Below are 14,228 nucleotides of genomic sequence, written 5' to 3' on the forward strand. Positions count from 1 at the left end.
AATATGGAATTTCGTTTCATGTCGGCAGATAACATCTGAAAGATATTTATAAAGTATTCCTCGGATAGGATAAATTATAGAGTCGTAAGATGGCCGAAATTTTTTGCGATATCTGCAATATGTTCATGGTGTGTAAAGAATAATATTTGAGTTCTTTTTGCTATGGAGAAAAGAAGTTCAAGTCCTGAAAGAGACCTTTTCTCGTCGAATGTTATAAAGAGATCGTCAGCGATAAAGGGAAGCTGAATGCCACGATCTAGAGACTGTTCTACGGACGCAAGGCGGAGTGCCAGATAAAGTTGATCTCGTGTACCTTCGCTCATGGCATGCACCGAGACGAGGGAGGATTCATCGGCAAGGAGACCAGATAGAGTCAGGTTGTCTGTTCCCGTGTCTTCCAGGGCAATCCCTGCATAGCGATGTTGTGTCAGATGTGAAAACATGGCCCCCGCTCTTTTCAACAAGGGGCCATGAGTCTCCTGACGCTGTTTTTCTACGAGACGACGTAACATCAGGCTTTGAAGGCGAAGAGAGACATATCGTGCTGCGCGATCGTTCAGGTCGGCTTCGACTTCCTGTATTTGCTCAGCCGTTTCATGCGATCCACTTTTATCCTCTAGGGTTTTTAAATTCTGACGGGCATCCCATAATTTTTTTTCAATTTCAGAATGCCTTTGTTTCAGAGAAAGATTCTGCTGTTCCAATTCATCCGACTCTTTTTCAAGGGTTTCGGGATCAGCCTGTTTCGCTTCTGATAGAAGAGTTTCCAGAGAGCGCCCGTTACCTGAAGAGAGAATAATAGCTTTCAGTTCTTCACGTCTTTGAAGAAGGTTGGCATGATGTCTGAGTTCGGTAGCGACACTATGCAGGCCTTCTCCGAATGGAATTTCAAGCCGCGATAAAATTGGAGAAAGGGTCTGCTTTAGTGACGTAAGTCGTGCATTGGTCGCGTCAAGTGTTTCCAGAAGTGTTGCCCGCTGCGCCATAAATTCTTCGCGTTTTCGTTCTGTTTCCTGAGCCTGTTTGAGTGAAGCGCACAATTCATCCAATGAGGTCGTATTATTTTTTTCGAGAACAAAATTGAGTGAATTTTTGAACTCCAGGATATCCGTATTATTTTTAAGCTGTTCGCTTTCTTCATTTTCCAAGCGAATTTGAATAGCTCGAGCTTCCTGTACATCCCCCAGGTCAACCTGGCGGGGACCAGCAGGATAATGACAGGATGCACAGGCTGTATCCCACTCGACTTGCCATAGGGCCAACTTATCCCGCAGCGCTTCAAGTTGATTTTCTTCAGCAGTAAGAGATGTTTCTAGTCTTTCCTGGGCCTGTTTTTTATCTCTGGCGGCTCTTAAACGATTTTCATATTCATCCTGGATATTTTGTGCATGTTGAAGACAGAGCGCAAAATTATCATTCTGAGTATCAGATATATAAGGTACTAACTCTTTGAGTGCCGAATGCTTTTGTTTCTGCTTTTGCTGCAGAATTTCGTAAACTCGATCCTGATCCTCTGATTTTGAAAGAGCATCGATTCTGGCATCACACCAACCGAGAAATTCTGCAGGCGCAAGTTCGGGCAAGCCGAGATATTTTAATTTCGCATACCAAGATTGCTGCCGAGATATCTGGTCTGATTTAATAAGAGAAACGGTTCTTTCAGCCTGCTCAATTTCTATTTTTATTGTGGTAATTTTCTGGCTAAGATCGTTTAATCGAGCAGACTTCTCAGCATATGCGTGCCGCCGATCCGCAAGTGTATCTGCATTTTCAAGCAAAACCGAGAAAGCGTTTAGAATGGATGATTCGGGATGCTGCTTAGTTTGCAGGAGGCTTTGAATTGATTCCCAAGCCGCATTACGCATCTGCCGCGCGTTTAAAAGCGACTCAGGAGAAACGGCTTCTCCATTTCTTTCCAAGGCATCGTAATCAAAACTTTTCTTCGAGAAGTCTTTTTGGAGCTTTAAAAGAAGATCACGTTCTTTGAAGTGTCTATCCTCAAGCTCACGCCAGACAAGGCACTCAGCGTCAATGATTGTTTTTTGTAGAATAGGCAGACCGTCAAGCGCTCTCCAGCGCGTAGATGGATCGGCGGGAGTCCAGGGAAGGAGACGATCAAAAGCGGCATTAGTGGCATGAATGGCAGCTTTTAGCGCCTTTTGCAGTTCTTGAAGATCATCATCAATGGCTCCAAGGTTGCGCGCGTGGTTCAGGCTGGCTTTTAAGCGTTGAAGATCGATCGTAGAAACACTCTTGGGTCCGTCGGACAGGGACTTTATGGCATCTTGCTCTTGTCTCAATCTCGAGATGCGAAGTTTTATTTCCTGCTCAAGAGTAATGAAATTTTCCCGTTCCTGAAGCTTTTTGTTTAAAGCCTCCAGTGCGGCTGTGCTGGGAAGACGGCAAGGGGAAGCATGATGACGCGCCCAGAATTGCTCCAACCAGATTTTATCATTTCGAATTCGACTTATTCTTAAGTTCGTATCGTTTTCGATCTTATTTATAAGATCGTTTCTGTTTTCTAATGAAATGATTTTCTCGCCATCGTTCAGAATGGCGGATTTGTCCGGGAGTAATTTGATATATTCCGAAACCGTTTCTAATCTTAACTTTGTTTCGTTATCAATAGAAGTTTGAGTTTTGATTTCAGAGAGAATGGCTTCGAAGTTGTCGCATTCAGGGCTGGAAAATTCTGGAAGTTTGGATCCGGAGAGTTGCGATTGCAGATCTAACAATTGAAGGTAGGGAATGCTGATATTTCTGGCGCGGCTATTCTCTCGCTGCCGCATCAAGAGACGCTGTTGTTCCGCGTTGCATTCTGAAAGAGCCTGCTCTCCTTTCGCTTGCGCTTCACGGGCAACAATCAGGTCATGAGGAAGGACGGCATTGCTTCTCAAGGCTTTATTGAGTTCCGAAAGGTCGCGCTTCGCCTTGAGAATTTCTGACTTGCTGCTCCCTTTTCTCCATTGGGTACTCGTTTCTTTATCAAGAGAGGTCATTAGCCCCCCCAGACCGCCTATTCCCAGACCTGCTGATAGAATTTGGAGGCCGGCGTCGTCTTTGAGGCGTCTCATTTCTTCCCCGCCCTCACGGAGGCGGGTGTGGTTAAGAGCCCATCCAGCTTCGAAGCTTTTTGCGTCCAGGTCCCCCATCCAGCGCTTTAGAAGGTCATCACTTTGTGGGGTGAAATCGTCTGGCTCATAGAAAGTCTGTGTGCGTGCCCTTCGGCGCACGCCCTCCAGAACGTCTCCTTCATGGCTTACTTTTCCACCCACTCGCAGAAGGGGGGCAGCACTCATCCAGTCTGCGCTGATGTGATGCGGAAACTGGAAAAGAAAATCCCTTATAGCTGCGAGCATTGTGGATTTTCCGGCTTCATTATGCCCATGAATGACATGGAAATCCGCTTCCGATTCAGGGAAGGCAATGCTGCGATTTTGAAAGCCGCCATATCGGAAGAGGTCAAGACGATCAAACCGCATCAGGTGGTGCTTCCCATAAGTCGTGCTCGTAAGGCAGATCTGGCCTCTTCCAAGGGCCAGTTGCTATCGTCAGCCATTAATGCGCTTTTCTCTACGCAACTGGGTAATGCAGAAAAAAACATTTCAAACTCTTCGGGGAGCATGGCCAAAAACTCAGGATCGCTGATTAACTCTGCCAATGCGGCATCTACATCGTGCAGTGTCTTTGCCGATGGTAGAGACGTCGTCTTGTTCCGGAGTTTTTCCAGCGCAATCTGGTTCTGACCTGTGTCCAGAGAGACAGCTATGCTTCGTAAGTCGTCTTGCCAGCATGTAGATGCACAGAGACTGTCATGAAGGGAGGATGCACCCGTTAACGTGACCCGTGCAATAACAGTACGTTCCTCTGCCTGAGTAAGTGCCTTCTCCATGTACCGCCTTGCAGCATGATTAATGTCCTCCATGTCATGCATGTCGGCTATATCTATGACGATATGGGTCCAGCGTACGACGTCACATGCGACCGGCGTAACAGACTGAACGATGTTGTTTTCGACAGTCACAAGTACCGCACCACACGAGCCTGTTTCGCGGATATGCCGGCCTTGCAGTACACCTGGGAAAACGATCCAGGGATGGCGACAGACAATTTGTTGGGCATGAACATGCCCCAGAGCCCAATAGTCGTAGTGTTTGGATGTAAGTGTCTCTATGGAGCACGGAGCATAGGTTTCGTGTTCGCCGTAGCCTGAAAGAGACGTATGCAGGACACCAATATTGAACCAACCTGGGACAGGTGCAGGATATGCTGGCGTCATGTCTTTCCGAACATGTCTGTCCCGAAAGCTTTGACCATGTAGCGCAACCTGGATGTCTTCCAGCCGCACAGTTTCAGGAGCATCGTAACTGAAGTGATCAACGCCAGGGGGGCGGGGAAGTTCACGTGCGATGACAGACTGGGCATCGTGATTGCCTGAGAGAGTGATAACTCGAATTCCAGCATTCACGAGACGGCTGAGCGACTTCATCATGTAGAGGCCGGTGCTGACGTCCTGCCAGCTCCCGTCATACAGATCACCTGCAAGAATCAGGAAATTTACCTTCTCTTCAAGCGCGGTATCGATAAGACGATCAAGAGCCCGTCGCGTTGCATTTCGAATTTCTTCCAGGGGAAGGCCCTCATAGCGGCTTAGTCCTTTAAGGGGGCTATCAAGGTGAATGTCGGCAGCGTGCAGGAAGGAGAAGTTGGACATGCCAACACTCTAACCTGAGAGCAGAGTCGAACGAAGAGTGTTTCAGAAGGAGGCCTTGACGAGGCGAGACGACCCACCCTATGCCGGATTTATGGATAGTTGGACGGCCTACGGTACTGCCCCTCGTGAAGTGATTGCTGGAGGAGGACAACGACCTTCTCCAAAGCATCAATTTTCCTTGGTAACTACAGTCCGTTGGGAAACACCGTATATTTTGGAATGGCTTACCTATCATTTTTCGATAGGGTTTGATCATGTCTATATATATTGCAATGATGATGATCCGGCCGAACTTTACAATGAAATTCTTCCTTTAACTGTTGGACAAAATCCTAAGGTGACATTCGTTCACTATGGGATTGTCGGTGCCCAGTTTCAGATGTTCTTTCATTATTTACGCCACTACTCGACTGAAACCGAGTGGCATATGTTTTTGGATGTCGATGAATTTCTTTGCCTAAAAGATTGCGATGATATCGGGAAATTTCTTGAAAAATTTCCTCCGCTTGATGCTCTTTACTTCAATTGGTCATTTTTTGGTCATAATGGTTATAAAACCAGACCTAAAGGTGCTGTGCTAACCAACTATATACGTCGCGAAGATGGAGCGACGCCTTTTACAAAAATTCTTGTACGTTCAGCGATGGTTCCGTACGAGGCTATATTTGAGAACCCGCATGAAGCTATTCATCATAACCTTCTTACTGTAGCGCCAGATCTCAGGGCAATTAATGTTCTGGGAGATTCCATGCATGGGTACTATGACAATTTTCCTGAAAAAGCCTGGGCATATCTGAAGGAGAACCAGCGTAACCGCGCCATCGTGGATGTGGCTTTTATTGCTCATTACAATATCAAGTCTGAACAGGATTTTGAGATTCGGGCAAAGCGGAGCGTTGTCGGAAATTTCATTGCTCAAAAAACCTGGCAGAGTATGACGCAGGCAGAACGGGCAGTTTTTTTCTCCATGACGAATGCCGTTCAGGACACCTATCTAGCTGATTACTGGAAGAAATTGTCCGATGCTCGGCTAACCTGCGTTTTCCCAATTTCTACTTGGCCGCTGCTGTCAGAAGGTTGTTCCGCAACACAATCTTCAACGTTTTCGGAAATTTCTTCAGAGGATGACGCGGAAGGTCCTCTCTCGGGACAAATTGGAAATTTTCCAGCTCACCATACTGCTGAAGAGAAGAATCCCTGGTGGCGGGTCGATCTTCAGGAAAAAGCCTGTGTTCACGAAGTACGGCTGTTTAACCGACTTGATTCCGCATTGGAACGCGCAGCTAATCTGACAATTTCCGTTTCAACTGATGGAGAATCCTGGACTGAAGTGCATCGCAAAGAAGATGGACAGATTTTCGGTGGTGCTGACGGCACACCCTATATCTGGACAACCCCGGAAGGCGTTAAGGCAAGGTTTGTAAGGATTACAGTTCTTGGTGAAAAGACATACCTGCATTTCAGCCAGGTCCAGGTTTATGGGAACGTTGACTGAAGCCCAAAAAATATAGTCTCAATGGTTGAGGAGATATTGTGTAACGATATCTGGAAGGTTCTCTTGCAGCGTTTCAGTCGAGGCTACTTCTTCACTACGGAGGCGCTCTAAAAGAGAAAGATCGCTGCTAAAACCCAGTCGATCTGCCAGGATCATAAGTATATTCAAAGATGCGATTTGATGAGCGCGGTAACTCACGTCTGTAAGAACGTTCTTGAGAAGATTACTTTCCTCGCCGGTGACCAGCAGACTGGAGACAGTGCTGAGAATGGAAGAAACCGTCTCATGGGTCGCGGGTGTGTGCCTGCCATGCCGGCTAAGAATCGCCGTAATGTCGCTGACATGCTGTCGGCGCAGGATGAGATCCTGCTTCATCTGGGCACTGACACTTCCATAGCGCTCACAGAATGGCAGTTCTGAAAGAACGGTTTCGATGGCTTTGGTCTCGATCGCCAGATGGTCCTGCAACCGCTCCAGATAAATATCCAGTGCTGTTGTTTCTGTGGACTTGGTTCTGCCAGCCATTGGTTTCCTCTAGCGTCACGATGACGGGATCTGAGCCTATATCTGTTCATGGCGAGTGAACTGTCAACGTCATGATCAAAATTGGAGAGCGGCATAAAAAAAGTCCTCATGCCAAAGGCTGGCACGAGGACTGAATAACGCGGCGTCTGGTTCTGAATATCAGAAACCGGCGCTTACACTCGCAATAGCGGCGAATGGAGCTGCAATCGCATATGTTGGAGCAGAACCGCTGATAGTCTTGCCGAAGATACCAGTCTGCTGTTTTGCGTTGGTCTGAATGCCCTTGACGAAGCCCAGGTAGGCCTTGTCCGACAGATTGGAGAAGTTAATGCGAACGTTCGGAGCCTGCAAAAAGCCAAGGTTGCCGAAGCGATAGCCGATGTTCGCGTTCATCAGGACATAGCCCGGAATGGACTGGTCGTTCATGAACGTGGAGTACTGGCGGGACACATACTTCAGGTTGTAACCACCGAACAGATGGCCATCGTCATAATCAAGGTTGAAGCCAACCTGGAACTTCGGTGTTTCCGGAGCGAATTTGCCCTTGGTATGGAGATAATCGATGCCAGAGCCGCTACCAGCCTGAAGGTTGCTGCCCAGGCGGGCATCAACATACTCGAAGGACACATATGGGCGGAAGTAACGGAAGATTGGCCGCGTACCAATTTCAGCATCTACGCCGTTTGTTGTCTGACCGCCTGCATTGACGTTGGTGGAGACAAAGTTCTGGCAGAGGCTATCCAAACACTGGCTGGATGACATCAGACGGTTCGTGAAATCATAATGGAAGTACGTGATGGACCCCATAATGGTTTTGCCAGTGTAACGGTATCCAACTTCTTCTGAAATCGAGATTTCTGGGTTCTGGTTTAGGTTTGCCTGAGTTGCGTAGGCATGGCTTCTGGCACTGTAAACGCCAGCATCATACAGGGCGTAATTGGTTGGCATCCGGAAATTAGTGGCACCAGAAACAAAGATCTGGTTTTCAGGGTTGATCTGGTAACGGATGGCTACTGTTGGTAGCGGTTCCTGATACGTATGGCTGCTATTTCGCCCTGTAGAGGTATCCGGCAGCATATTCGTCCCACTTCTCAGAACGATTGCGTATTTGAAGCCAGCATCAATGGTCAGCTTGTTGTTCAGTAGCGACAGTGTGTCACCAATGAACATCGTATGCACGCGTGTCTGTGTCAGGCTATCGCGGAATTGGTAAGTCTGGCCATTGGACAGGATGGCATTTGCATCGCTCCCCCAGACATTCCAAGGGTTACCATCAGCACCAACGCCCGTATAAGGTGCCTGCTGCGCCTGCTTGGAATATTCGAACCAGTAACCGACCATCAGGCGGTTGTTGCCTGTTGTCAGGGTGAGCTTCGTGACAGCACCTGGGCGATACGTCTTGGTCAGGGACGGGTTGTAAAGCATCCGCCGACCTCCCGCGCCGTTCAGGGAGCCTGTTACAGACTGCTCACCATAATTCAGGGAGTCCAGGTTCGTGTAGCGACCACTTCCGCCGCTGCCATCACCATACCAGAAATAAGGCGTTTCAGTCAGAACAAGATGGTCTGTCAGCTTAAAGGTTGACGGTGCGCTGGCATAAATATTGGTGAACGGGTTCTGATGGAGCTTGTAATAAGAAGCGCCATTGTCAGACGCGGAGGGATCGTAGGAGGAGTTCCAGACAGTATTGGAAATCGATTGACCCGCTGCGTTTCGTCCCGGAGCAACGTAGCGATCCTTAACCCCGCGGCCATAGGCATCCCAAGAGGCCTTGTTCACGTTCGGGGTCAAGTAGTTGTACAGTCGGTTCCCCACGATCGCGAGAGAGACGCGGTTTCCATCGCCCCAGTCGTTCACGATCTTGGTTTCTGCGTGCAGCTTGCGGTTTGTCGCATCGCTGTTGTTCACGCCTTCCGTGGCATAGGAGCCTGAGAAGTATGCGCGGAGATTGGTGTTACCGATTTTGCCCGTATCCAGGCGCAGAAAGCCGCGGGTGTAATCATAGGACCCGTAGCTGACTCCAAGACGACCACCACTCTTCATGGTGGGATCAATCATGTACATATCGACCACGCCGCCGGTAGAGCTGATATGTGGGCTGTCGAGGTCAGCGGAGCCCTGGGCTACGCGAACGGTACGAAGGTTTTCGGAGTCTACGATTTCCTGAGAGTAAACCGCGAAGTTACCGATGTCGTTGATCGGAAAACCTTCGAGTGTGAAGCCGATCTGGGACTGATCCAGTCCACGCATGCTCATGGAACTGCCCGTCAGGCCTGCAGGGTCACCAGACGAAACGTTTGCACCCGGAAGCAGAGAGATCAGCTGCATTGGGTCAGCGCCCGGAACCTGCTTCTCGATGAAGTCGCGAGAGACAGCCGAGACAGATTTGGCGCTATCCTGCTTCTCCATCAAACCACCACCCACGGCACGACGCGTTACGCCATCGAAAGAATGACGGCCGCTGACGGAGACATGCTCTTCATGCACATCGGTAGGAGCCGTACTACCCATCATGGATGGAGCCGCTACTTCCGTTTTCGGATGGGATTTTTGAGACTGATGTTTCGTATCTGAAACAGGCGCTGCAAGTGCTGGCAGTGTGCCAAATGCGATCAGCGCAGAGGTCGAGAGGAGGCGTGTAAGGCGCATCGTCTGTGGGGTCTTTCTCGGCCAGGTGGGGTTGGTATGGCTGAGAAAGACCATGGTTTGAAATGATCTTCAATCAGATGATGTTAGTCACACTATGACATTTAGTGTGTATGGTAATTTCGCAACAATGCAGTCGTTCGGAAGCTATTTATAGAGCGATAGCTGTATGCTTTGTGACAGTTTAGAGAAAAGGAGAATATTTCTCTTCTCCTCTATTCTTGGCCTTACGGCCGTAACGCTTCGTCCTGTTGGTACAGCCTGCGGATTCTGCGTTCCTGAAGTGCCGTGACTTCGATTGCGTGCGGGTTCTGGTTCAAGTGAGGGATGATGTGTCCCTTCATGGCGGGAACAAGCTCCGGAAGCTGCGCAATTTGTTTCATAGGAAACAGGCGATCTACTTCCAGCTTTCCGTCTTTTCCGCAAATGTACCAAGCCTGTGGGCGGAAAACATGATCCACATCATATGGGGATGACTGGCTTTCTACATGTGTGATGGCATCATCCAGCGTATCGAAAGAGCGGTAAAGTGCATTGACAGAAGGGTGAATCCTGACCGTTGAAGTGCCGCCTTTTCTTGCAAAGGCCCACGCGGAAACAAATCGTTCTACCGGATCGCGCCAGATGGCAAAGCTCGGTAGTTCTCTGGAGAGTTCCGGCGTGACATGACGATAGTACCGGAACGTCTGATGCATCATGGAACAGCCGTAAAGCTGGTTACAGATGGATGTGCCCCCGTTCTTGGGAACATGAATAAACAGTGCGCCAGCACTTCGAATACATTCCAAGCGTTTCAGGCGCTTTTTGCCCAAGGGCAGGCGAAGACGCAATTCTGCAGCCCGTTCGTGAATATCATTGAATTGCTGAACGCGGAAAAGCCGGCAGAGAAGGGACTGTGGAATACCGTCTGGCACAGGCCTGAGTACCGACGATTCAGGGACCTTTTCCTGAATCAGGGTCGAGTATGACGGCATGGTCTGTGGCTCCGGTTTTCAAACTTGGGCCACACTGGTCTACGAACCTGAGGGGGTCAAAGACCACCTCGTGACAAAAGGAAACCTCTTTAACAACTCTGACATGAAGCTCAGGAGTGGGGCTTTGAAGGTGCTTCCAAACCGATGCGTTTTCCGTAATGGCGAGCCAGAAGCGTGCAAGTGAAAAGCTGGATCTGGTGATAGATCATGAGAGGCAGAACAATGATGCCTACCGAGGCAGAGGGAAAGATAACGCTCGCCATCGGAACACCAGAGGCCAGCGATTTTTTTGAACCACAGAATTGAAGCGCGATGCTGTTTTCCGTGGATTGATTCATGCCCTTGCCCATGAAGTGCGAGGCCACCAGCACCAGCACCAGCGCCAGCATGAGGCTGTCCAGCAATGCCACCTCAAGCAAATGAAGCGGTGAAACGCGGTGCCAGATGCCTTCGACAACGGCTGAACTGAACGCGGTGTAGACGACAACGACGATGGAGCCACGATCTGTGAACGAGATCAGGAATTTGTGGCGTTTGACAATCGGGCCAATCCATTTCTGAAGGATCTGCCCGAGAATGAACGGAAGAAGCAGTTCCTTTGCAACGTCCAGAACGCTCTCAAGGGGTGAATGACCTGCACCAACGTGACCAAGGACAATGCCTGTCAGAAGAGGGGTCAATGCAATGCCTGCAATATTCGACACAGTGGCTGCGCAGATGGCCGCAGGAACATTGCCGCGTGCAATCGAAGTCAGGGCAATCGAGGACTGAACGGTTGAAGGCAGGCAGCACAGGAAAAGAATGCCAGCCCACAGATCTTCTCCGAACAGCGCATTCGGGAACAAATTGCGGAAGAGCAGATGCAGCCCGATGCCAAGAAGCGGGAAGAGAGCAAATGTGCAGAGCAGAACCGTTCCCTGAAGGCGCCAGTCACGCACGCTTTCGATAATGGCATGGCGCTCAAGTTTGGCCCCTTGGAAGAAGAACATCAAGGTGATGAGAACCGTGACGACCTGCTGCAGGATATGTTGCATTTCCCCGCGGCAGGGCAGGACGGAGGCCAGGACGATCGCGCAGATCAGGGCCATCAGGAAAGGGTCTAAGCGCTTCATGACGTCCTTATGTGCGTATTCGCAACGGACATGCAATGTCCTTCCTCTTTTTGAAGACAGGTCTTTCCTGAAAGGCTTCCGGGTTAAGCATCCTTCTGTATGGTGGAGGTATGACAGATCGAAACGACAGGCCCGAACTCGGGCGCCGCACGGCTCTGGCCAGCATTTTAGCCGCAGGAGCTGCTGTCGGCAGTAGCCGGATTGCCAGAGCCGCCGAGGAAACGCCGATGTCTGCAATGACCCCTCATCACGATGAACCCAGCAATTCCCATCAGGAGCCAGGCAATCATCCGGGGATAGCAAGCCAGCCTGTTGTCAGAACGCAGAGTGACTATCTCTATCGCCCAACGGTTCATTTCTCGCCGCAGACCGGGTTCATGAATGATCCCAACGGACTGATTTTCGACGGCCAGACGTATCATCTCTATTACCAGTACGACCCTTTCGCACCCTATGCGGGTCAGGTTCACTGGGGTCATGCAACCAGTACGGATTTATACACGTGGCAGGATCAACCTATCGCGATTGATCAGACAGCTGCTGGCGAAGCGTATTCAGGGTGCGTGGTTCTGGACCGGAATAATGATTCTGGTCTTTTCCCTCCGAAGGAAAACTCTCCTACGCAAGGGGACACTCCACCCGCTCCCAAGACGGCAACGCAGGCGGCAGTTGAGGCCTTGGCACCCGGCTTGACCAAGGCCACGTCAGATGTACCATTTTCGCCGGAAAACATGGATGTTCTTGGTCCGGGGACGAATGCTCCCTTCGGACATGTCTTTGATCCACCGACAACAGCTGAACTTCCGCCAGCGGCTCCTTCGGTTCCTCCGTTACCATCCACGCCGGGTGGTCTGGTCGCTCTTTACACGCGCGCTACACCCCAGAAGCAGACGCAGTATCTGGCATGGAGTCCGGATGGCGGTAAGCGCTTTATCGACTACGAGCACAACCCCGTTCTGGATATCGGGCTGAACTCTTTCCGCGATCCGAAAGTGTTCTGGCACGAACCTAGTGGAAAGTGGGTCATGGTCGTCGTGAAGGCTCGGGCTCACAGGGTGGCCTTCTACGGATCAATTGATTTGAAACACTGGATGCATCTCAGTGATTTCGGGCCAGCAGGTCTGTTCGGCGTGGATTATGAATGTCCCAACCTTATTGAATTGCCGGTTGAGGATGAGGGGAAGGCATCCCGTTGGGTTCTGTTTGTCTCGGTCAATCCGGGTGGACCACAGGGCGGAAGTGTCACGCAGTATTTCGTTGGTGACTTCGACGGTGAGCGCTTTATCCCCGAGAACACGGTCATAGGCCTGACGGACTTCGCCAAAGACAGCTACGCCATGCAGGTTTATGAAAACATGCCGCGCAATGAAGCTGTCTATTTCGCCTGGTTTGGAAACTGGCAGTATTGCGAAGAGGTTCCGAACAGAAGCTGGCGCGGTCTTATGACCCTTCCGCGAACCTTGTCGCTCAGGCGGGACGATATGAACTGGTTACGGTTGGTGCAGCGTCCTCGAGGACTGGAAGCGCTGAGAGGCGAGCAGATTCCCTTTCGGGTTGAGCGTATTGCTGCCCAGAGCGGCGTTCAGGTCTCCATCCCCACAGGACAGGCTATTGAACTCTCTCTGACGGTAACTGTGGATGAGCGTAGAAACCCGCAACCTGATGGCAACAAGGGGCGAGCGGGTCGCTTCCTGATTGTCTTCTCCAACGGGCAGGGAGAGTCTCTGTCTATCGGGTTTGACGCATTTTCAGCTCAGCTCTGGCTGGATCGCGGAGATCTGCATGGTTTTTCGCAGCCATTTTTCACTGAGAGGTTCTCCACGCCACTGACGGCAAACAGCCGACGTTTCTCGTTGAAACTGGTTCTGGATGCGTGTGCGCTCGAAATCTTCATCAATGATGGCTTGTCGGTCGGGACAGCTCTGGTGTTTCCTGCAAGTCCCTTGGATACACTCAGTCTTCAGGCAACAAACGCTGGTGCAACCATCGAAAATCTCAGTCTGTATCCTCTGCGGAAAACCATGGATCGTCCGACCGCCGTATGATCGCAAACAGCCAAGGCTTCTGAACCGCGATACACGGCAGGCAGCGAAAGAGTAACAATGCATTTTACCCAGACCTTTGATGCGCACTCCTTTCTGGATACGTTCGGAAGCTATCTGGCTGCTTTTGTATTTGGGACGCTGATCGGGGCGGAACGTCAGTTCCGCCAACGGACCGCCGGGTTACGCACCAACGCGCTGGTCGCGATTGGTGCGTCCGCTTTTGTAGATCTCGCAGAGCGTATTGGCGGAGATGTCTCGGCCATCCGCGTAATTGCCTATGTCGTGTCAGGTGTCGGATTTCTTGGCGCTGGCGTCATCATGAAAGATGGCCCCAACGTGCGGGGCCTGAACACTGCGGCAACACTCTGGTGCTCAGCAGCCATCGGCGCGTGCACAGGGTGCGACATGATTGCGGAGGCAGCTCTGCTCACCGTTTTTATTCTTGGTGCCAATACGGTGTTGAGAGTTCTGGTGAAATGGATCGATCGCCGCCTGCCGCCACAGATTGATGCAGTGGATCAGGAATGACGGCTCTGTTCATGAGTCTCGGCGCAGCTAAGACGAGCTAGGCTTTAAGGCTTAGCACAAACAGATTTTTTTATTTTCTGGAAAAAATGGTGCCCAAGACCGGGATCGAACCAGTGACACTGCGATTTTCAGTCGCATGCTCTACCAACTGAGCTACTTGGGCACCGAGCTTAAGGTGAGACACCCGCT

Annotated in this window: 9 protein-coding genes and 1 tRNA gene; 3 read left to right on the forward strand and 7 right to left on the reverse strand. The window is 50.4% G+C overall.

The genetic code is table 11. The features are described 5' to 3' along the window. Positions 1–74 precede the first annotated feature (74 nt). Positions 75–3,482, reverse strand: a complete 3,408-nt coding sequence (locus ABF979_RS02345; RefSeq protein ID WP_415557568.1) for an AAA family ATPase — start codon at positions 3,480–3,482, stop codon at positions 75–77. Continuing rightward, a complete protein-coding gene (locus ABF979_RS02350) occupies positions 3,482–4,714 on the reverse strand; it encodes a metallophosphoesterase family protein (protein WP_415557569.1) in 1,233 nt (410 codons plus the stop codon). Before ABF979_RS02350 ends, ABF979_RS02345 begins: the two co-directional genes overlap by 1 nt. A gap of 55 nt (positions 4,715–4,769) precedes the next feature. Between ABF979_RS02350 and ABF979_RS02355 the strand changes: the two genes are divergently transcribed. Next, on the forward strand, positions 4,770–6,209 hold the full coding sequence (locus ABF979_RS02355) for a discoidin domain-containing protein (protein ID WP_415557570.1): 1,440 nt from the start codon (positions 4,770–4,772) through the stop codon (positions 6,207–6,209). A gap of 18 nt (positions 6,210–6,227) precedes the next feature. On the opposite strand, the gene ABF979_RS02360 is transcribed toward ABF979_RS02355, so the two are convergent. The 4 genes from ABF979_RS02360 to ABF979_RS02375 form a co-directional block, all read right to left on the reverse strand. After that, a complete protein-coding gene (locus tag ABF979_RS02360) occupies positions 6,228–6,734 on the reverse strand; it encodes a DUF892 family protein (protein WP_202206896.1) in 507 nt (168 codons plus the stop codon). 159 nt (positions 6,735–6,893) lie between these two features. Further along, complete coding sequence (locus ABF979_RS02365) at positions 6,894–9,383, reverse strand: TonB-dependent receptor (RefSeq protein ID WP_202206897.1); 2,490 nt, start codon at positions 9,381–9,383, stop codon at positions 6,894–6,896. Between the two features lie 224 nt (positions 9,384–9,607). After that, positions 9,608–10,354: a sulfotransferase family 2 domain-containing protein gene (locus tag ABF979_RS02370; protein ID WP_415557571.1), complete on the reverse strand. Its 747-nt coding sequence runs from the start codon at positions 10,352–10,354 to the stop codon at positions 9,608–9,610. 110 nt (positions 10,355–10,464) lie between these two features. Then, positions 10,465–11,466 carry a bile acid:sodium symporter family protein gene (locus tag ABF979_RS02375; RefSeq protein WP_415557572.1) on the reverse strand — a complete coding sequence of 334 codons (1,002 nt, stop codon included), beginning with the start codon at positions 11,464–11,466 and terminating at the stop codon, positions 10,465–10,467. Between the two features lie 110 nt (positions 11,467–11,576). Between ABF979_RS02375 and ABF979_RS02380 the strand changes: the two genes are divergently transcribed. Continuing rightward, on the forward strand, positions 11,577–13,511 hold the full coding sequence (locus ABF979_RS02380) for a GH32 C-terminal domain-containing protein (RefSeq protein ID WP_415557573.1): 1,935 nt from the start codon (positions 11,577–11,579) through the stop codon (positions 13,509–13,511). 57 nt (positions 13,512–13,568) lie between these two features. Continuing rightward, positions 13,569–14,039 carry an MgtC/SapB family protein gene (locus ABF979_RS02385; RefSeq protein ID WP_046900439.1) on the forward strand — a complete coding sequence of 157 codons (471 nt, stop codon included), beginning with the start codon at positions 13,569–13,571 and terminating at the stop codon, positions 14,037–14,039. 87 nt (positions 14,040–14,126) lie between these two features. On the opposite strand, the gene ABF979_RS02390 is transcribed toward ABF979_RS02385, so the two are convergent. Then, a tRNA-Phe gene (locus ABF979_RS02390) sits at positions 14,127–14,202 on the reverse strand. Between the last annotated feature and the right edge of the window lie 26 nt (positions 14,203–14,228).

Source organism: Gluconobacter sp., from assembly GCF_047723935.1.
In the GTDB taxonomy this organism is placed as follows: domain Bacteria; phylum Pseudomonadota; class Alphaproteobacteria; order Acetobacterales; family Acetobacteraceae; genus Gluconobacter.